This is a genomic window from Phocaeicola coprocola (genome assembly GCF_041333015.1).
Taxonomy (GTDB): Bacteria; Bacteroidota; Bacteroidia; order Bacteroidales; family Bacteroidaceae; genus Phocaeicola; species Phocaeicola coprocola.
The window spans coordinates 251,282-271,394 of the sequence record NZ_JBGKGM010000003.1; the positions used below are offsets into that span (position 1 = coordinate 251,282).

The following is a 20,113-nucleotide window of genomic DNA, read 5'->3' on the forward strand; positions in this document are numbered from 1 at the left end:
ATGAAACCCAATAAATTAGAATTGAACTCGGTTGATGGGACACAACTGAATTTGGAAGCTCTCTATCAGATTGCTCCCTCTTGCTTTACGGAAGTAAAGGATGATAAAACTGGTGAGTTACGTCGTGTAGTAAATTTCACGGCGTTACGTCAACTGCTGGGAGATAATGCAGTGGAAGATACGGACGAAATGTATCAGTTTACCTGGCCGGGAAAACAAGAAGCTCGTCGGGAAGTAGCACGTCCTACCACAAAGACTTTGCGTCCGGTAGTAGAGGATAGTGTTGATTGGGATAATACACAGAATCTATATATAGAAGGCGATAATCTGGAAGTATTGAAGTTACTCCAGAAGTCATATATGGGTAAGGTGAAGATGATTTATATTGATCCACCTTACAATACAGGTAATGATTTTGTGTATGATGATGATTTTGCAGCTTCACAGGATGATTATGATTTATTTGCTGGAAATATAGATGAACTAGGAAATCGTTACAGAAAGAATACAGAAACCAATGGTCGTTTTCACTCAGATTGGTGTTCGATGATGTATTCTCGTTTAATGGTAGCTCGTTCTTTGTTGACTGAGGATGGAGTGATTTTTATTTCAATAGATGATAATGAACAGAAAAATCTAAAGAATATTTGTGATGAAATATATGGAAGTACAAATTTTCTTGCACAAGTAATATGGGAAAGAGCCTTTTCGCCTATTAATTTGATGAAGCATTTTTCTCCTTCGCATGATTATATTTTAGTCTATGCAAAAAATGGAGAGAATGCGGTATGTAATGGAATAAAAAGAAGTGAAGAAGCAAATGATCGTTATTCTAATCCGGATAATGATCCAAGAGGGGTATGGTCTTCAAGTGATATATCTGTTGGACCTGCAATTCAAGAGAATGTATATACAATTACGACCCCTTCGGGGCGTGAAGTAGAGCCTCCAGCTGGGCGCAGCTGGAGTCTCTCTCGGAAAGCTTTCCGAGAGAGACTCCAAGATAATCGTATTTGGTTTGGTCCAGATGGCAATGGCGTTCCTAGAATAAAACGTTTTCTTTCAGAATTACGAAAAACTGGTGTTACTCCAATGACTATCTGGAAGCATACTGAAGTAGATCATTCACAAGGAGCAACCCAGAAATTGGCAAAACTGTTTGATGGAAAAAAGTATTTTGATTATCCGAAGCCTGTTACTTTAATTCAGCGTTGTATATCTTTGTATAGTAATAAGGATTCATTGATATTAGATTTTTTCAGTGGCTCTTCTACGACAGCCCATGCCGTAATGCAGCTAAATGCAGAAGATGGCGGTAAACGTAAATATATCATGGTTCAACTTCCAGAGGAAACGCCTGAAGACAGTGAAGCTCGTAAAGCAGGCTATAACACAATTCCAGAAATAGCCAAAGAACGTATCCGTCGGGCTGGAAAGAAAATCAAGGAAGAATCTCCATTGACAACACAAAATCTTGACACTGGTTTTCGTGTTTTCCGTTTGGCAGATAGCAATTTTGAAGAAGTAAAGAAAGCTCCGGAAGAATACGACCAGTCGCAGCTTGACCTTTTCCTTAATAACGTAAAGAGTGACCGTACAGACCTTGACCTTTTGTTTGGAGCTATGCTCAGTTGGGGTGTACAACTATCTTTGCCTATGACCAGTGAAGAAGTGGATGGAAAGATGATTTATTCGGTTAATGATGGTGACCTTGTGGCTTGCTTTGCAGATGATATTACGGAAAATATTGTAAAAGCCATGGCTGACAAGCAACCGCTCCGTGTATTGTTCCGTGACAGTTGTTTTGCCCGTGACGATGCAAAAATCAATGTGTTCGAAACCCTGAAGCAGTTGTTGGACTGGAGCGAGGAAGAAGCCATAAAAAATATCAAGGTTATATAAAGTGTTGAGGTATGGAAGAAAATAAGATGATTATTTATACCTCCATTGACGGTCAGATCAGGATTGATGTCAGACTGGAGGATGAAACACTTTGGCTTACTCAAGCGCAGATGTGTGAACTGTATCAGACGAGCAAGTCGAATGTGAGTGAACACATCAAACATATCTTTGAAGAAGGAGAATTGGAGGAAAATTCAGTTGTTCGGAAATTCCGAACAACTGCTTCAGATGGAAAATCATATAATACTACATACTATAATCTGGATATGATTATAGCACTTGGTTATCGTATCAAGTCTGTGATAGCCACTCGCTTTCGGCAATGGGCAACACAAAGGCTGAAAGAATACATGATAAAAGGCTTTACACTGGACGATGAGCGGTTGAAAAAGTTGGGTGGCGGTGGTTATTGGAAGGAATTGCTGGAACGCATACGTGATATCCGTGCCACAGAAAAGGTGTTCTACCGTCAGGTGTTGGAAATATATGCTACAAGTATAGATTATGATCCTCGTGCTTCTGTAAGCCAGGAGTTCTTTAAAAAAGTACAGAATAAAATTCATTATGCGGTTCACGGACATACGGCTGCTGAACTGATTGTGGAGCGTGCCGATGCCGAAAAGGATTTTATGGGTTTGCTGACGTTTAAGGGTACTCAGCCTACATTGGCAGAAGCAAAGACGGCCAAGAATTATCTGGACGAAAAAGAACTTCGCGCAATGGGACAACTGGTTTCCGGATATCTGGACTTTGCGGAGCGTCAGGCAGAGCGTGAACAACCCATGACAATGAGTGACTGGGCAAACTATCTTGACAGAATCCTGACCATGTCGGGAGAACAGTTATTGCAAGATTCCGGTAAAGTGTCGCACACAGAGGCAATGGAACATGCTACGAACGAATACCGTAAATATAAACAACGAACCATCAGTGACGTAGAACAAGATTATCTTGATTCTATCCGTATGTTGGACAACTTGAAAAAAAAGAAGAGTCAGAATGAAACTGAAATATAAGCACCAACGTTTTCAGGCTGATGCAGCCAAAAGTGTGACAGATATATTTACCGGTCAGCAATATTGTAATAGTGCCGATTTTCTGATAGACCAGGGTAAGAATAAAGGAGTGTTTGATTTGACGGGTTTTGGCAATCAGAAGTTGATGCTTGACTGGGAGTCAATTACGGAGAATCTGAGACAAATTCAGATGAACTGGGGACTTAAACCTGTTGAATATTTGCAAGGTGATATTTCAAACCCGATGTTCACCATTGAAATGGAGACCGGTACCGGTAAGACTTATACATACATCAAGACGATGTATGAGCTGAACAAGTTGTATGGCTGGAATAAGTTTATCATAGTAGTGCCTAGTATTGCCATTCGTGAAGGTGTGCAGCAGAGTTTTGAAACCATGCAGGAACACTTTGCCACAGAATACGGCAAGCGTATCCAGTTCTTTGTCTATAACTCCAAGCAGCTTTCCAAAATAGATAGTTTTGCAAGTGATAGCGGATTGCATGTGATGATCATCAATATGCAAGCATTCAACAGCTCCATGAATGAGGATAAAAATCAAGAAGGACGTAGTGGTGATGCTGCTGCACGTATTATATTCTCCAGACGTGATGAGTTCGGTAGCCGCAGACCTATTGATATATTGGCTCAGACAAATCCGATTATGATTATTGACGAGCCGCAAAGTGTTCTTGGTGCGAATAAGGCAAACGCCACAAGAAAAGGAATTGCGAAGTTTCATCCTCTGTTCACTTTGCTTTATAGTGCAACCCATAGGAAAGATGATGTGTACAATATGGTGTACCGGCTGGATGCGATGGATGCCTACAACCGTAAGTTGGTGAAGAAGATTGAAGTAAAAGGTATATCACAAAAAGGCTCAACGGCTACAAATGGTTTTGTCTATCTGGATGAAATTGTAATAGGAAAAGGTAATCCGCAAGCCCGTATTTCGTTTGATGTAAAAACAGCCAATGGTTTCAAGCAAGCAACGAGATTGGTGGGTGAAGGATTTAATCTTTATGAACAAAGCGGTGAACTGGCTGAATATGATAATCATTTCATTGTTGAACGCATTGATGGAATAGATGGTTCTGTCCGTTTCCTGAATGGCATAACTCTTTATGAGGGTGATGCTATTGGAAAAGTAAATGAGGATGTGCTTCGCAGGATTCAGATACGTGAAACTATTCGCACTCATATTGAGAGAGAAAGAGAATTGTTCCATAAAGGAATTAAAGTGCTTTCACTCTTCTTTATTGACCATGTAAATAGCTATCGTATTTATGACAAAGACGGTACAAGCAACGGTAAATTCGCTGATATGTTCGAAGAAGAATACAAAAATGTAATTGAGGAAATGCAGCCGCGTTTCTCTGATGAAGAATATGTACGATATCTGAATAAGTTCCCAGCAGAAAAAGTACACCAAGGATATTTTTCTCAGGATAAAAAGGGGATAGCCGTTGATTCAAAAGAAAAAGAGGGAGATAATGAAATACGTGCATACGATTTGATTATGAAGAATAAGGAGCGGCTGTTGAGTTTTGAGGAACCGGTACGCTTTATATTCTCTCACTCTGCCCTGAAAGAAGGTTGGGATAACCCGAATGTATTCCAGATTTGTACATTGAAAGATACCGGCAGCGAAATAAAGAAGCGTCAGGAAGTTGGCCGTGGTATGCGTCTTTGTGTAAATAAGAATGGTGAGCGCCAGGATCAAGATGTGTTGGGTGATGGTGTGTTCGATGTCAATATTCTGACGGTGATAGCCAGCGAAAGCTATGAGCATTTCAGTAAGCAGCTTCAGAGTGAGCTCGCTGAAGATGTGGCAGACAGGCCTGTTCAAGTAACGGCGCATTTGTTTGAAGACATTGTAATGGTATCTTCAGACGGTAAAGAGATAAAAATCAACCGTGAATTGGCGTGTGAAATTCATGAGGAGCTTATCAGTAATGGCTATGTGAAGAAAGGCAAACTTACAGAGAAGTACTTCAATGACAAGAAATCCGGAACTATTGATTTGGGAGAAGAACTGAATCCAATTAAAGCCGGAATACTTGGCAGACTTGATACCATCTTTAACCCGGATAGCATGAAACCGGACAATGCACGTAAGCCAAAAGTTGCCACATTTAGAGAAGATTTGTTCAAAGAAAAGTTCACAGAAGTCTGGAAACGTATCAATGTGAAGACTTACTATAAAGTGGATTTCAGTACAGATGAATTGATAAAGAAGGCCATAGAAAGTATTGACAAACATCTGAGTGTTACAGAAATACGAATTGTAATAGAGGGTGGTTCATTAGAAAATATCCGCGACAAGGAGTCTTTACAGGCTGGAGTAGCCATGACGGCAGGAAAGACACGCACAATCCGTGTTTCGGAAGCTGTTGGTAATAGTGTTCGCTATGATTTGGTAGGTGATTTGGTAAATGCAACCGGATTAACACGAAAAACCATAGTGGAAATATTAAAGGGCATAAAACCAGCAACTTTTGCTCAGTTTAAGATGAATCCGGAAGAATTCATTATAAAGACTGCAAATATCATTAATGATGCCAAAGCTATAGCTGTTATCCAGAAAATAGCATACGAGCGTAGTACGAACACTTATGATATGGATATTTTCACAGAAAGTACCATTAGAGGTAAACTAGGGATTAATGCATTGGAAAGTGCTAAATCTCTATATGATATTGTAGTTGTCGATAGTCTGGGTATTGAGAAAAATTTTGCAGAAGCATTGGAAAAAGAGGATGCAGTGGAAGTATATACCAAACTGCCACGTGGATTCTATATCAATACACCTATGGGACACTATAATCCGGACTGGGCTGTTGCATTTAAGGAAGGCACTGTGAAGCATATATATTTCATTGCTGAAACTAAAGGTAATGATTGGCAGGAATCACAACTTAAAGGTTCTGAGGATGCAAAGATCGAATGTGCACGCCGCCATTTTGCAGCGATAAGTGATAGTAAAGTGGTTTATGGAGTAGCAAAAGATTATCAGAGTTTATATAACCTTGTGACGAAATAGTCACGAGGTTATATCCTTTTAATTGTCGATGAAATATGGAATTTAATTCAAAAGTGGAATATTGGGTATGGAAGAATAGTGAAAATGCTCCATATAGAGGATATTATGCTATAGATGGAGATGCATGTTTTAATTACCCTATAAATGATATCAGAGCATTAATCGAGAATAGGTATTTAATAAAGAAAGAAAAAGGGCGTTTTGACGTTAACGTAGCAATAAACTTTGCATATACTATTTTTAATAAATGTTTTGATGTGAAAGATTGTGATTTCTGTTATGACTTCGGATTATATAATAATTGCGAATACAATAATAGGGTAATAATAGAAAGAAATAAGTTTAAAAAAATATTTGATATTTCTAATTCACACTTCAATAATGATAATATAATTCCAGTATCTATTTCTTACAATGAATTTTCATTGAAAGCAAAATTTGATGAAATATCATCAAATAGGGAAATAATTGTTGAAAAATGTATTTTTTCAGATGAAGTAGATTTTAGTGATTGCACATTCCGTAAGAAAATCGTAATAAAAGATTGTGTCTTTAAAAAAGGAATAATTTTTAATAGAACTTACTTTGTTAATGGTTTTTCATTTATAAACAATGATGTATGTGGATGTATAAATTTTGAGAATTGTGCTTTTGGAGGGAAGATTAAAATATTTCATAGCAAAGGTGAAATCTATGAGATAAATTTTACTGCATCCGTTATTAAAGGACTTTTAGAATTGAATAGTTTAAGAAGTGGTATTTTTTTGTCAGAGGATTCATCTATCAAACTTAATAATATATTTGTTGAACCTAATGGTTATCTAATTATACGTAATATAAATGAGAAACATAAATTCACTGGTATAATTAATTTTACTGATGCTAATTTGTTAGGAAATGTTGTTTTGAAAAATATTTATCTAAAAAGATTCTTATTGACAAATGCGGTAATGGTAGGAGGCTTTTTTACAGAACATTTATATTTTAAGGAAGAGTCAGATAGCCAAACATATGTACGATTGAAAGATGAAGCTCTAAAAAATAACAATTCTATAAAGGCCATGCAATATAGAGAAAAGGAAATGTTATCATACAGTAAAGAACTGAACGCACAAATATCTTATGATAATATTGGAACATGGCTTACAGATAAATCCGTATTGTTCTTGAATACCATATCTAATAAGAATGGATTAAGTTGGTTAAGGGGTATTATTTTTACGATTTCGTGTGCTATAATTTTTTTCTGGGTAATAAATTTTTTGGGCATTGAAAATGATTATCCCCGTTTTTTTGTTTTAGATTTGAAAACATTCCATTTTGAAGGAATCGGGGAAATTTGGAAGAGATTTTTGAATATGTTTTATTTAATTGATTTTAAAGAAAAATTTCAAGGAACTGAATTAAATGCAATTGGTGAAACCGTATTCTTTGCATCAAAAATCTTTATAAGTTATGGTATTTATCAAACTATAGTGGCCTTTAGAAAATTCAGTAAATAGATTTTATTAATTAATAGTTCGTTAAAAATTCGCCAAGCCTAAGCGGCTCTGGCAGTAAATAAAATGAGTTCTTTGAAAAGTTTGTCAATAACTTGCATGTCTGGGTTAATCCCGAACACGCAAATAAATCGTTCAAGCATATAAGCATTGTGTATGAATGACTTGCAAGAGGATATGGAATAGGCTATTCCGAGCCTCTTACATGCCGCTTTGGCCAAGTTGACAGCTGCGAGCGATGCATTGAAGTGAAAATCCAACTTCCTGAAGTCGGTTGACTGGCAGTTGGTGATTCCTGCATGCTGCTTGCCATCTCTAAAGCAAAATTCCAGTTGGAACCTGGTTCTGTAATAATCCAGCACCTCACGTCCATCCATGGAATCGTCTGTAGAGAAGTAAAGCTGCCACTTGTCTGTCCTCCCGTCCATCGGATACCAGACGGCTAAGGAAACATACCTTTTGAGAGCTTTTGCATATACCCTCAATCCGTATAGCTTTCCTTTGTTCACCTCGTATTCCTTGCACCGGGTCAAATCCAGATTGGCAAAGTCAATCCTGCCGTCAAACCACTTGGGATGACCACGTTTTCCTGTTTTCTGCTCCAATGTCGGATAGTACAGGATTACGTCATTCCGAAAGCGGCTGATGACATGGAAATCGTTCTCACACATAGGTGTTATGAATGTTTCCTTGGAAAAGAATGCGTCTGCAACCACCGTTCTGGACAGGCTCTGTAGCTTGTCTTTTCTACTGATAAGATAGCTGCTGTACCAGTCAACGAGGCTCTTGTCCATATTATCCAAGGTCTTACAATCCGGCGTCTGAATGGAACCTAAAGTCATGCATTCATGATTGTCGATGTCAATGACACCGATGCCCATGATTTCCAGTCCACGCTTGTATTCTCCTGCACAACCGGACCAGAAGTAACCTATCCAAGGTGTCTTCTTGCCTGATTTGGGAATATAGGAAGGATCGATGGCGATGGCTTTTCTTTTGCCTGTGAGATGCTTGCTGATGATAGAGCCGTTGAACGCAAACCAGTCGAAAGTTTCATGCTCAAAAAGGTTACGATAAGTCTGTTCTGAGAAACAGCCATATCTGCCCAATTGGAGGAAGTTTATACGATCCGGGATGGCCATGAATAATTTCATGGTGTCCATGAACGTTTTTTCAAAAGGTTTTTGTATATTCGCTACTGATTTGAGAGCCGACAGGCACTCGGATTGGTATTGCATAAGGAGTGTTTCTTTAGTCATAATCAGAAGAGTTGAGAGACTTCTAATTTACTAAAAAACCAGCGAATTATGCAATACTTTTTCACCTTTATTATCAGCAGGTTAGCACATTTTTTTCAGCACATTTCTTCATGCTTAACCATTCGTTTTAGACAACATTTCAATGACCTCTTTAGTGTTTCCGAACCGACTTTTGCCGGTTTTATTGTTTAACTTTTAATTTTTCGGTAAAAATTTACCGAAGTATTGATTAATATGATCAGTTGATTATTGGTTATAAACAAAAAAACTTTATTTCATTTTAAGCAAGTGATGTATGAAAGTACAAAATTACTTTTGTTGGTAAGAATACGGGTAAAAGACTCTATAGAAAGGATAGGGTTCTGAGAACTATTCAGAAATTATTAAATTTGTATATCTTTATGGTTTTGAAACACCTGAACAGCAGAAAGAACGAGCTATTCGAATTTCTCGAATAGTTAAAAATCAGGATAAAAATGGGAATTGATTATCATTTCCAAAATGAGGAATAGAAAAAGAAGAAAAACTGTAACCATTCTATTTTCCGCCTTGACACGCATGTTCCCTAAACCTACCTTTGCGCCGTAACCCTTAAACAACAATGATTATGGCAAAAGAAAAAGTAAACTACCAGGAGGTATATGACCTCTATCAGTTATGCAGTGAGACCAAGGATCTTCGTGAGTTCTGTGCGGATTATGGAGTAAATTACGACAAGTTCATGAACTGGCAGCGTCATCAGCTATGGAGCGAAAAGTTAGGCAAGACAGTCCAGGTTGAGCAGCCCAAGGTTGCCAAAGTCCGGATAACCGGCAAGCCTTGCAACAGTCCAACCGTAAAGTTGGAGGTGAAACAACCTGAAGGTGAATCTCCGATTAAGTGGGTAAAACTGCAATTGACATCAGGTGCCACATTGTTCCTAAGAAATACCACAGTTCTTGATTTGAGTCTGTTGCTTAATAAAATGATAGGATGATATGCTTGGACTTAGCGCTAACCTGAACTATTACCTGTTCAACGGTAATGTGGATTTGCGGAAAGGAATCTTCCGCCTGTGTGAGAGTATAAGGGAAGAGATGTCACTTGACCCGAGCGATGCATCCAATGTATATATGTTCATGTCCAGGAACCGAAAAGTTGTGAAAATACTTCATTATGAACGCGGATTTTATGTGCTTTACGAGAAACGTCCTGTCATGGGGAGATTCAAGAAACCTGTGTTTGATGAAGTCTCCAAATGCTACCGGATACAATGGTCGGACATGGCCTATCTTACGGAAAGTATAGTAGTTGACAAGATGTACGTCAGTCCGAAAGATTAATATTAATACATTGATTATCAATAAAAATAATATAAGAATAAACGATAAAGAGTTTGCGTAACTGCCTGATTTTTCGTACCTTTATATCATGATTGATGAAAGGGCATACGAGTTACTTTGCTGGTAACCATTCTATTTTCCGCCTTGACACGCATGTTCCCTAAACCTACCTTTGCGCCGTAACCCTTAAACAACAATGATTATGGCAAAAGAAAAAGTAAACTACCAGGAGGTATATGACCTCTATCAGTTATGCAGTGAGACCAAGGATCTTCGTGAGTTCTGTGCGGATTATGGAGTAAATTACGACAAGTTCATGAACTGGCAGCGTCATCAGCTATGGAGCGAAAAGTTAGGCAAGACAGTTCAGGTTGAGCAACCCAAGGTTGCCAAAGTCCGGATAACCGGCAAGCCTTGCAACAGTCCAACCGTAAAGTTGGAGGTGAAACAACCTGAAGGTGAATCTCCTATAAGATGGGTTAAGCTGCAATTGACATCAGGTGCCACACTGTTCCTGAGAAACACCACAGTTCTTGACTTGAGCCTGTTGCTTAATAAAATGATAGGATGATATGCTTGGACTGAGTGCTAACCTGAACTATTACCTGTTTAACGGTAATGTGGATTTGCGGAAAGGAATCTTCCGCCTGTGTGAGAGTATAAGGGAAGAGATGTCACTTGACCCGAGCGATGCATCCAATGTATATATGTTCATGTCCAGGAACCGGAAGGTCGTTAAGATACTTCATTATGAACGCGGATTTTATGTGCTTTACGAGAAACGTCCTGTCATGGGAAAGTTCAAGAAACCTGTGTTTGATGAAGTTTCCAAATGCTACCGGATACAATGGTCGGACATGACCTATCTTACTGAAAGTATAGTAGTTGACAAGATGTACGTCAGTCCGAAAGATTAATATTAATACATTGATTATCAACAAAATGATACAAAATAAACGATAAAGAGTTTGCGTAACTGCCTGATTTTTCGTACCTTTATATCATGATTGATGAAAGGGCATACGAGTTACTTTGCTGCCAGCTGGGTCTGGCGAATGAGGAAAAGGCAGGGCTTCGCAAACAAGTAAACGAACTGATTGCGAGGCTTAAGGCTATTGAAGAATCAAACAAAGAGAACTCCAAGGCTCTGGTTGATACAATCAATGACCTCAAAGAATCCCTCGAAAAGCAATCGAGTACGGTTGAACATTACAGGAAAGAGATGGAACTTATGAGAAAGCAGCTTGAGGCAAAAGACGAGGTGAACATGATGCTGGCAAATGAGATATCCAATCTCAGGCTTCAGCTTGAGGGCAGCAGGAAACACCGTTTCGGCCGTACCTCAGAGCAAAGAAGGCTGCTGAACAACCGTAACATCGACAAGTCTGCAATGGAGAAGTCCGAGTACGACGGTTCTGGCAAGAAAGGTGATGATGATAATAAGACCGATGGTAACGGTACCGGCAGCAATACCTCTTCCGGTAACGTACCTGCACAGAACTGCAGGCCTTCAAGGAAAAAGGAAACTGCTCCCCGTGCAGCAAAGACCAGGCTGAAGGTGGATAAGGTAATTGTTCATGAAATAGAAGACTATTACCAACTCCCGGATGGTGCAAGGCTTATGAAGCGTAACGGAATGGCTGATGTGTGGGAATACAGGTTTATAGAACATGTGCGTGCTCATAACGTGGAGCATGTGTACAAGGTGGCAAGGGTAAAGCTTGCAGACGGCACTTTCACTAACACGATGGAGCATCCCTTGAAAAACCTTGGAGGAATCTTTTCCCCTGATTTGCTTGCCCGTCTGCTTTGTCTGAAATATGACTTCAGTATGCCTGAGAACAGACAGATAAGACTGCTTGCAAGAGAAGGCATCCACATAAGCAACACCACGCTGAACAGCTATATCCATAACGGAATCTCCAGACTTAGGGAGTTTATGGAAGATGTCTTCAAGGAGTTTGTACAACAGGCAAAATACCTTATGGTTGACGAGACGACCGAGCTTGTCGGAGTTGAAACACCGGAAGGCAAGGCTTACAGGAGAAAGTATTTATGGGCTTTTTTTGCAAAGCATGTCAAGTTGGTTTACTATCATTACAATAACGGCAGCAGAGCCTCTGATGTAGCAAAGACCTTCCTTGAACATTTTATGGGATCTGTATCTACAGACGGATATACGGTTTACAGGATGTTCGACGGAGAAGACTCAAAGGTGCTTCATATAGGCTGCTGGACACACTGCAGGAGGCTGTGGGTCGATGCCTTGCCATCAGACAGAACTGCGATGGATATAATAGACCCTATCGGTGATATGTTCAGAAATGAAGACTTGTTCCGCACAATGAAACTCAGCGGTGAGCAGATTAAGGAAAAAAGACTTAAGCTTACGAGACCTATTCTTGAACGTATCCATCATAAGGTGGTCATGATGATGCAGGATACCAAACTCATGGCAAACGAACTGATGAGAAAGGCTGTGAACTATACGATAAACCAGTGGAAATCCCTGAAAAATATCCTCAAGGACGGTTCTGCGGAAATATCGAACAACCTCTGTGAGCAAAGGATGAAACCTGTAAAGCTGCTGCTCAAGAACTGTATGAACATAGGCAGTGAGGATGCAGCAGGAAACTCGGCATTCATCTTTTCTCTGATAGAAAGCTGCAAGCTTAATGATATAGCCCCTCAGGATTACCTGAAGCACTTGTTTGAATGTATTCTTCATGGTAAGGACTGCGACAAGAAGGTCCTTCTGCCATGTTTTTATAAATCGGAATGTTAAAACTAAACTATTTTCTTGCGGACATTTTTATTTTATCGGCTGAAAAACAGCCGATAAAATTGTCGTGGCGGAAAATAGAATGGTTACAGAAAAACTGATTTTGGAAATGACAAATGGAAATGATATAATTAATTCGTTGATTTTCAGGAGTTGTATCAGCTCCAAATCAATGAATTAAAAGAGATAAGACAAAAAGAAATACACATCAGTATGCTAAAGGTACATCAGGTTGAAGCGGAGGAAATTAGTTTAGGTGTCGGTATAAACAAAATGAGAAATAATAACTTTTATCGTAACTTCTCTCATAGTAACTGTTCGTGAGATGGTTGAAATGTTAGTCCATCACCTGAATATTCTCCCTTATTCCCTTCCATTCTTGTCGGATTTCATTATTTTTGCGATTATTTTGAGAAACACAATCTATGGCAATTTGGGACATATTCACAAAAAATAAAACATCACGCTATGCCATTGTAGACGTGGAGGTAGGACTGAAGGATCATAAAATTCATGATATAGGAGCTCTTCGGCAAGACGGTGCGACTTTTCATAAGGCATCAAAAGAAGAGCTGTTCGATTTCCTGAGGGATACGGATTACCTTTGCGGACACAATATTATTCATCACGATGCTCAGTATCTGTTTTCCGATAAAGCGTGTCGCTGGACGCTGGTCGATACGTTGTATGTTTCACCTTTATTATTTCCGGAACGTCCTTACCATCGGCTGGTGAAGGATGATAAGTTAGTATGCGACCAGATGAATAATCCGGTGAACGATTGTGAGAAGGCACGTGATTTGCTGCTGGATGAAATTGCCCGCTGGAATTCGTTACCTGATGAAATACGGAAAATTTTTGCTTCGTTGTTGAAAGGTAAGGAAGAATTCGACGGCTTCTTTAGTATGGTGAAGGCTGAACGGGTGAGCTGGGGATTGTCTGGACTGATACGCCGTCTGTATGAAGGAAAAATCTGCGAGCATGCCGACGTAGATATGTTGGTCCGGCAGTATCCTTGTGAAATGGCCTATGCGCTGGCACTGATTGATACTACCGATTATCGTTCTGTAACACCGGGATGGGTGCTCCGCAATTATCCGGCTGTGGAATATGTGATGAAACTTTTGCGACATACTCCTTGTTCGGAAGGGTGTACGTATTGTAATAGTCAGCTGGATGTACTTCATAGTTTGAAGGTGTTTTTTGGATATGACCAATTCCGTACGTATGGTGGAGAACCCTTGCAGGAACGGGCGGCCCGGGCTGCTATAGAAGGAAAGCCTTTACTGGCTATCTTCCCGACTGGAGGTGGAAAATCGCTGACCTTTCAGCTGCCGGCGCTCATGGAGGCACGTGCTGTACATGGGCTTACAGTCGTGATTTCTCCGTTGCAGTCACTTATGAAAGATCAGGTGGATAATCTGGCCGACAAGGGAATTACAGATGCTGTAACCATTAATGGTTTGCTGGACCCTATTACACGGGCACTTTCCATTCAAAGAGTACAGGAGGGAGATGCTTCGTTGTTGTATATTGCTCCGGAAATGTTACGTTCGAAGACCATTGAGCGGATTTTGATGATGCGTCATGTAGTAAGATTTGTTATAGACGAGGCTCATTGTTTTTCTTCCTGGGGACAGGATTTCCGGGTAGATTATCTTTATCTTGGAAAATTCATAAAGGAATATCAGGAAAAGAAAGGTTGCAAAAATCCTATACCGGTTTCCTGCTTTACAGCTACGGCTAAACAAAAAGTGGTTCAGGATATTTGTGATTATTTTAAACGGACTTTAAACTTGGACTTAGAGCTGTTTGCTTCTACGGCTTCGAGAACCAACTTGCGCTATTCGGTTATTCATGCAGAGACGGATGAGGATAAGTATGCTAAACTGAGAGAATTGGTGGCGGAGTCTACTTGTCCGACTATTGTATATGTGTCGCGGACACGGCGTACCAAGGAGCTGGCTTTGAAACTGACTCGTGATGGATATAAGGCGTTGCCTTTTAATGGAAAGATGGATTCGGACGAGAAGATTGCCAATCAGGATGCATTTATGAGTGACCAGGTACGTATTATCGTGGCTACGTCGGCTTTCGGTATGGGAGTCGATAAGAAGGATGTGGGACTGGTAGTGCATTACGATATTTCCGATTCGTTGGAAAATTATGTACAGGAAGCTGGTCGGGCCGGACGTGATCCACATCTTAATGCGCGATGTTATGTGCTTTACAGTGATAATGATCTGGATAAGCATTTCATTTTGTTGAATCAGACGAAATTGAGTATTAGTGAAATTCAACAGGTCTGGAAGGCGGTAAAGGACATGACGAAAAAGCGTATGCGGGTGTGTTGTTCTGCTCTGGAGATTGCCCGGAATGCTGGATGGGATGATTCGGTTTCGGATATTGAAACGCGCGTGCGGACAGCTTTGGCTGCATTGGAGCAAAGTGGTTATCTGGAAAGGGGAACCAATGTGCCGCATGTGTATGCTACCGGTATTACGGTGAAGAATATGGATGAGGCCCGAAAGCGTATTACGGCATCAGTCTTGTTTCATAGCGATGAAATAGAAAAGGCTGTTCGGATTATTACTTCATTGATCTCGCAGAAATACATCGCCAAGGCGCAGGATAGTGGGGCTGAATCGAGGGTTGATTATCTGGCTGATATATTAGGATTGACAAAGAAAGAGGTGGTATCTGTAGTAGAGCGGATGCGACAGGAAGGTATATTGGCCGACAGTAAGGATATATCGGCTTATTTACTGGATGCTGGTGATTCGGAGCGAAGAGCAAGGATGTTTCTGGATAGGTTTGCGAAATTGGAACGATATATTCTCAGTCATATCCCGGATGATGCTTTGCGGATATCTTGTAAGCAATTGAATGATAATGCTGTGCATGATGGTATTACGACATCGAAAGAGAAGGATATCCGGACATTGCTTTATTTCCTGACGATTAAAGGATATACTTATAAAAAGGAGGACGCAGTTCATAATATGGAACTTGTCCGTCGTGCTGATATGGAATCGATTATCAGGCGTTTTGAAAAACGGTTGGTGATTAGCCGGTTTGCGGTGGAGTGGCTGTATAAGCTGGTGAAGGATAAAGTAATTGAAGACAGTGATACAGAAAAGACGGCTGTACAGTTTTCAGTCGTGGAATTGCTGAATCAGGTGAAAGCTAATGCTCAGTCTCTTTTGGGCGAACTGGATGATTTACAGCTGGAGGATGTAGAGGAAGCACTTCTGTATCTGTCAAAGATTGGAGCTCTCAAGCTGGAAGGAGGCTTTCTGGTTCTTTACAATGCGATGAATATCAGACGTATCAAGGATAATAAGTCGCGTTACAAACAGGATGACTACCGGATGCTGAACGAATTCTACAAGCAGAAAATTCAGCAGGTACACATTGTGGGTGAGTATGCTAATCTGATGGTAAAGGATTATCAGGCAGCTTTGCAGTATGTGCAGGATTACTTTCAGATGGATTATAAGAAGTTCATTGCCAAATATTTTAAGGGAGAAAGAGTAAACGAGATTCAGCGTAACCTGACCCCGGAGAAGTATAAGCAGTTGTTTGGACAGTTGTCTAAGCGGCAGATGGAGATTATCTCGGACAAGGATTCGCGTTGTATTGTTGTGGCGGCAGGGCCGGGTAGTGGAAAGACTCGTGTGCTGGTGCACAAACTTGCCTCACTGTTACTGCTTGAGGATGTAAAGCATGAACAGTTGTTGATGCTGACTTTCTCTCGGGCAGCTGCTACGGAGTTCAAACAGCGGTTGATGGAGTTGATAGGCAATGCCGCGCATTATGTGGAGATTAAGACATTTCATGCCTATTGCTTTGATTTACTGGGATTGATAGGCAATTTGGATGAGGTGAAGAATGTAGTGGGGAAGGCTGCGGAAATGATTGAACAGGGCGAGGTTGAACCTAATCGGATTGGTAAGACGGTGCTGGTGATTGACGAGGCACAGGATATGGGAGCCGAAGAACATGCACTGGTGCGGGCCTTGATGCATCATAACGAAGAAATGCGTGTAATAGCAGTGGGGGATGATGATCAGAATATTTATGAATTCCGTGGCTCGGATGCCGGATATATGTTTCGGTTGACACAGGAACCTGGAAGCCGGTTTGTGGAAATGACCGAAAATTACCGCAGTGCACGTCATGTAGTGGCTTTTGCTAACGAGTTTGTAAAGACAATTGGCCGCAGAATGAAAACGATGCCTATTATTTCTATGCGGAAGGAGGAGGGATGGGTTGGAGTAACTCATCATCGGTCTGCCTGTATGTATCAACCGCTCGTGGAAGAATTGCTTCAGCATAGGGGAGAAGGTACTACATGTGTACTCACTCAGACAAATGAAGAAGCAGTTATTGTCGTGGCTCTTTTACAGAAACGGGGTATCCGTAGTAAGCTGATTCAGTCGATGGAAGGGCTGTTGTTTTGGAACATGGCTGAAATGAGGTATTTCCTGAAGTACGTGGGAAAACGGGTTAGCACACCTCTGATTCCTGAAGATTTATGGGAGGAGGCTAAGAGTGCTACGTTTGCTGCTTATAATGGTAGTTTAAGCTTAGCGTATGTAAAGCGTTGCATCGAACTTTTCGAGCAGATTAATAAAATGAAATACTTCACTGATTTTAAGGAATTTGTCTTTGAGTCTTCGATGGAAGATTTTTGTGATGTATCGGGATCGGATGTAGTAGTTTCGACTATTCATAAAGCGAAGGGAAGAGAATTTGATGATGTTTATATGTTGATTTCGGATGGTTATTTGAGGGATGATCATTTGATGCGTCGGTATTATGTAGGAATTACCCGAGCTAAAAAACGATTATTTATACATACAAACGGTGATTGCTTTGCGAATATAAGTGCCGATCAGAATTGTATTGACCAGCGAGAGTATGCAATGCCCGAAGAGATTGTATTGCAGCTTTCACATAAAGATGTGTATTTGGGATTTTTCAAGGAGATTAAGCGGGAGGTGTTGGCACTGAAAGGAGGAGACATGTTGTCTTATAAAGACTATACATTGTATGACGTAGCTCAGAGGCCTGTGGCACGGTTGTCACTGAGTATGCAAAAGAAGTTGGCTGAATGGAAGGAACGTGGATATGAGGTGAAGGCTGCTTCTGTGCGGTTTGTAGTGGCGTGGAAGCCTAAAGATGCTCCTAAGGAAGAACCTGAAATAGCTGTTTTATTGGCTGATTTAGTGTTGTCTTTATGAGAATTTGTATTTGTAGTTTTGCTCAAATGTGATATAAATAAAATTGTAGATTGGTGATTTAATTGGTTACTAATCATTTTTATACAGTTCATACATATCTGATATCCATTCTTTCATTGTCTGTCGGAGAGAAGCCGGGGATATAACTTCAATCATTGCACCTGTATGAAGCAATCGCATGATGAAATCGTAGGTAGGAGCAAGATAGACTTCAAAATCGGCATACTCATCGTGCTCTTCCAGCAGTCGTTGACTGGCATGCAGGGGGAGTGATTTCATATAAGGAATATGGTCGTGGTATGCTCTGATGATGATACGTTCCGGTTTTATGTCATTGCCGGTAACAATGCCATAGTAAGTTGAGAAGAATCCGGATGCGGAAAAATCTTTCGGAAGCTTGAATGTGTTGTCTGTCAGTTCCAGACTTTCTATCCGGTCGAGTCCGTAGATTCTGATTTTGTTGTATGAAACATTATGGGCCAGCAGATACCAGCGGTTTTCGAAAAGTTTTACACAATATGGTTCGACTGGGAATGTATAGCTTCTTTTCTTGTTGAATCCGCAATAAGTTATTAGTACAACACGATTCCCTTGCATGGCTTCAAGCAATGTGGCAAGATGACTCTGGGCCGACGGAATCTGGTTCACAATAATTCTGTCTTTCAGCGAAAGGTTTTCGCCGATAAGGTTGCTTATGGCAAAGGAGTCGAGCATCCATTTTTTCAGTTCGTCCTCGTCTATATCTTCCGGATTTTCGATGTAATAGAAGTAGCCTCCCGACCGTTGACAGGAGATGATTATTCCGAATTGTGAGAATATGGCATCTTTCCAGCGATTGAAAGTGGTGCGGCTCAAAGGTTTGTAGTCGCTCAGATCTTTGTTGCGTTCCCAGCGGCTGGAGATTTCTTCGAGAGAGATTTTTCCGGCTCTGCGGATGGTATCAATAAGCCAGATATATTTTTGCAGTTGTGTCATATCCTTTTTTGTTAGTTGCCGTAAAGTTAGCAAATTCTTGGAAACTTGTACCGATAAATGGTACATCCTTTCCATACTTTTGTGGTGTAAACTTAAACAGATATAAAAGATGAGACAGCTTTTCGATAATGAAGATATTTTGCTGGATGAGATACAGCAGAAGGAAGTGTTGCCGAATATTCCGAAGACTCGTGCCAGAAGTATATTGGAAGCATTCGAATATATTGTTGAGCTGGCAAAAGATTCCAGTCTGGATGCAGATTTCTTTGAAAATGCATCGGTCCATATAAAATATGCTGCACGCAAGCTGAAATTGTCGTCGATGCAGACTGTGCTGCTGGCACTCTTCGTCGATCAGAGTGAGGATAGCTCCATTTGTATGTCAGACATAGCAGCTTATACGGGATGCCGTACTACTAAGATACTGCGACTTTCGTCGGAGATTGATGTGCTGGTAGATAAGTATTATTTGCGGGCTTCACACTCTTATAATAGACTTACCTATCGTGTGCCGGTTGACGTATTGAAAGCTTTGAAAAAGAACCAGCCTTATGTACATGTTGTAGAACCGATAACTGGTCTTCAGAGTTTTTTCGACCGCTTCAATGAGCTTATGGAATATATGAATAATGATGAACTGACGCATGAAGCGCTCCTTGAAGAAACAGAGGAGTATCTTGGGGATATCCGGGATTCTCATTTTGCTAGGGCATTGAAAAGGTTTGGGCTGGTTAATGAAAATAGGTTGCTGTTTATTTATATGGCCCATTTGTTTGTAGAAAACAATGATGACCGCATTAACTTTTCTGATATAGATAACTTGTATGATAATGACAAAATTCCTAATTGGTGTAAAAATGAGTTACGAAGCCGGACATCGGAACTCTTTTGCTGTAAGTTGATTGAAAACGTAAATGAGGACGGAATGGCACGTTCGGATTGTTTTAGATTGACAGAATATGCCAAGACGGATCTGCTTTCGGAGTTGAACCTGACTGTTAATGCTAAGTCTGATTGCGATCTGATAAAATGGGATTCGTTTCCTGAAAAGAAGCTGGTTTATAATGTT

The 20,113-nt window shown here is 40.4% G+C and carries 12 protein-coding genes and 1 pseudogene; 11 read left to right on the top strand and 2 right to left on the bottom strand.

The genetic code is table 11. The features are described 5' to 3' along the window. Genes ACDG22_RS10525 through ACDG22_RS10540 form a run of 4 tightly spaced genes read left to right on the top strand, consistent with a single transcriptional unit; the run spans nt 1 to nt 7,463 of the window. On the top strand, nt 1-1,902 hold the full coding sequence (locus ACDG22_RS10525; protein ID WP_270230661.1) for a site-specific DNA-methyltransferase: 1,902 nt from the start codon (nt 1-3) through the stop codon (nt 1,900-1,902). A gap of 11 nt (nt 1,903-1,913) precedes the next feature. After that, a complete protein-coding gene (locus tag ACDG22_RS10530) occupies nt 1,914-2,918 on the top strand; it encodes a virulence RhuM family protein (protein ID WP_270230660.1) in 1,005 nt (334 codons plus the stop codon). Further along, entirely contained in the window at nt 2,902-5,961 is a 3,060-nt protein-coding gene (locus tag ACDG22_RS10535) for a type III restriction-modification system endonuclease (RefSeq protein WP_270230659.1), read from the top strand. Before ACDG22_RS10530 ends, ACDG22_RS10535 begins: the two co-directional genes overlap by 17 nt. Nucleotides 5,962-5,996: 35 nt before the next feature. Continuing rightward, nucleotides 5,997-7,463 (top strand): hypothetical protein, encoded by a 1,467-nt coding sequence (locus ACDG22_RS10540; protein WP_302973600.1) that lies wholly within the window; start codon nt 5,997-5,999, stop codon nt 7,461-7,463. Between the two features lie 38 nt (nt 7,464-7,501). Here ACDG22_RS10540 and ACDG22_RS10545 read toward each other — a convergent pair whose 3' ends face one another. After that, the gene (locus tag ACDG22_RS10545) at nt 7,502-8,719 is read right to left on the bottom strand and encodes a transposase (protein WP_007571179.1); all 1,218 of its coding nucleotides are present in this window, start codon (nt 8,717-8,719) and stop codon (nt 7,502-7,504) included. Between the two features lie 607 nt (nt 8,720-9,326). Between ACDG22_RS10545 and ACDG22_RS10550 the strand changes: the two genes are divergently transcribed. The 6 genes from ACDG22_RS10550 (at nt 9,327) to ACDG22_RS10575 (ending at nt 18,069) form a co-directional block, all read left to right on the top strand. After that, complete coding sequence (locus tag ACDG22_RS10550) at nt 9,327-9,695, top strand: hypothetical protein (RefSeq protein WP_009131422.1); 369 nt, start codon at nt 9,327-9,329, stop codon at nt 9,693-9,695. 1 nt (nt 9,696) lies between these two features. Continuing rightward, nucleotides 9,697-10,041, top strand: coding sequence for an IS66 family insertion sequence element accessory protein TnpB (gene tnpB, locus ACDG22_RS10555; protein ID WP_007567398.1), 345 nt, complete (start codon nt 9,697-9,699; stop codon nt 10,039-10,041). Nucleotides 10,042-10,243: 202 nt separating this feature from the next. Next, nucleotides 10,244-10,612, top strand: a complete 369-nt coding sequence (locus ACDG22_RS10560) for a hypothetical protein (protein WP_227994625.1) — start codon at nt 10,244-10,246, stop codon at nt 10,610-10,612. Nucleotide 10,613: 1 nt separating this feature from the next. Then, on the top strand, nt 10,614-10,958 hold the full coding sequence (gene tnpB / locus ACDG22_RS10565; RefSeq protein WP_370858786.1) for an IS66 family insertion sequence element accessory protein TnpB: 345 nt from the start codon (nt 10,614-10,616) through the stop codon (nt 10,956-10,958). Nucleotides 10,959-11,044: 86 nt separating this feature from the next. Further along, entirely contained in the window at nt 11,045-12,826 is a 1,782-nt protein-coding gene (tnpC, locus tag ACDG22_RS10570; RefSeq protein ID WP_370858787.1) for an IS66 family transposase, read from the top strand. 422 nt (nt 12,827-13,248) lie between these two features. Beyond that, nucleotides 13,249-18,069 carry a RecQ family ATP-dependent DNA helicase gene (locus ACDG22_RS10575; RefSeq protein ID WP_007566391.1) on the top strand — a complete coding sequence of 1,607 codons (4,821 nt, stop codon included), beginning with the start codon at nt 13,249-13,251 and terminating at the stop codon, nt 18,067-18,069. 69 nt (nt 18,070-18,138) lie between these two features. Here the strand turns inward: ACDG22_RS10575 and ACDG22_RS10580 are convergent, their stop codons facing one another. Beyond that, on the bottom strand, nt 18,139-19,044 hold the full coding sequence (locus tag ACDG22_RS10580; protein ID WP_270230739.1) for a helix-turn-helix transcriptional regulator: 906 nt from the start codon (nt 19,042-19,044) through the stop codon (nt 18,139-18,141). Between the two features lie 109 nt (nt 19,045-19,153). Between ACDG22_RS10580 and ACDG22_RS10585 the strand changes: the two are divergent. Continuing rightward, a pseudogene (locus tag ACDG22_RS10585) lies at nt 19,154-20,113 on the top strand (ATP-binding protein); the annotation flags it as partial.

Excerpts from the sequence above, each read along its gene's own strand:
- ACDG22_RS10535 (WP_270230659.1), top strand. The coding sequence starts at position 2,902 with ATGAAACTGAAATATAAGCACCAACGTTTTCAGGCTGATGCAGCCAAA.
- ACDG22_RS10525 (WP_270230661.1), top strand. The coding sequence starts at position 1 with ATGAAACCCAATAAATTAGAATTGAACTCGGTTGATGGGACACAACTG.
- tnpC (WP_370858787.1), top strand. The coding sequence starts at position 11,045 with ATGATTGATGAAAGGGCATACGAGTTACTTTGCTGCCAGCTGGGTCTG.
- ACDG22_RS10550 (WP_009131422.1), top strand. The coding sequence starts at position 9,327 with ATGGCAAAAGAAAAAGTAAACTACCAGGAGGTATATGACCTCTATCAG.
- ACDG22_RS10530 (WP_270230660.1), top strand. The coding sequence starts at position 1,914 with ATGGAAGAAAATAAGATGATTATTTATACCTCCATTGACGGTCAGATC.
- ACDG22_RS10540 (WP_302973600.1), top strand. The coding sequence starts at position 5,997 with ATGGAATTTAATTCAAAAGTGGAATATTGGGTATGGAAGAATAGTGAA.
- tnpB (WP_370858786.1), top strand. The coding sequence starts at position 10,614 with ATGCTTGGACTGAGTGCTAACCTGAACTATTACCTGTTTAACGGTAAT.
- tnpB (WP_007567398.1), top strand. The coding sequence starts at position 9,697 with ATGCTTGGACTTAGCGCTAACCTGAACTATTACCTGTTCAACGGTAAT.
- ACDG22_RS10575 (WP_007566391.1), top strand. The coding sequence starts at position 13,249 with ATGGCAATTTGGGACATATTCACAAAAAATAAAACATCACGCTATGCC.
- ACDG22_RS10545 (WP_007571179.1), bottom strand. The coding sequence starts at position 8,719 with ATGACTAAAGAAACACTCCTTATGCAATACCAATCCGAGTGCCTGTCG.
- ACDG22_RS10560 (WP_227994625.1), top strand. The coding sequence starts at position 10,244 with ATGGCAAAAGAAAAAGTAAACTACCAGGAGGTATATGACCTCTATCAG.
- ACDG22_RS10580 (WP_270230739.1), bottom strand. The coding sequence starts at position 19,044 with ATGACACAACTGCAAAAATATATCTGGCTTATTGATACCATCCGCAGA.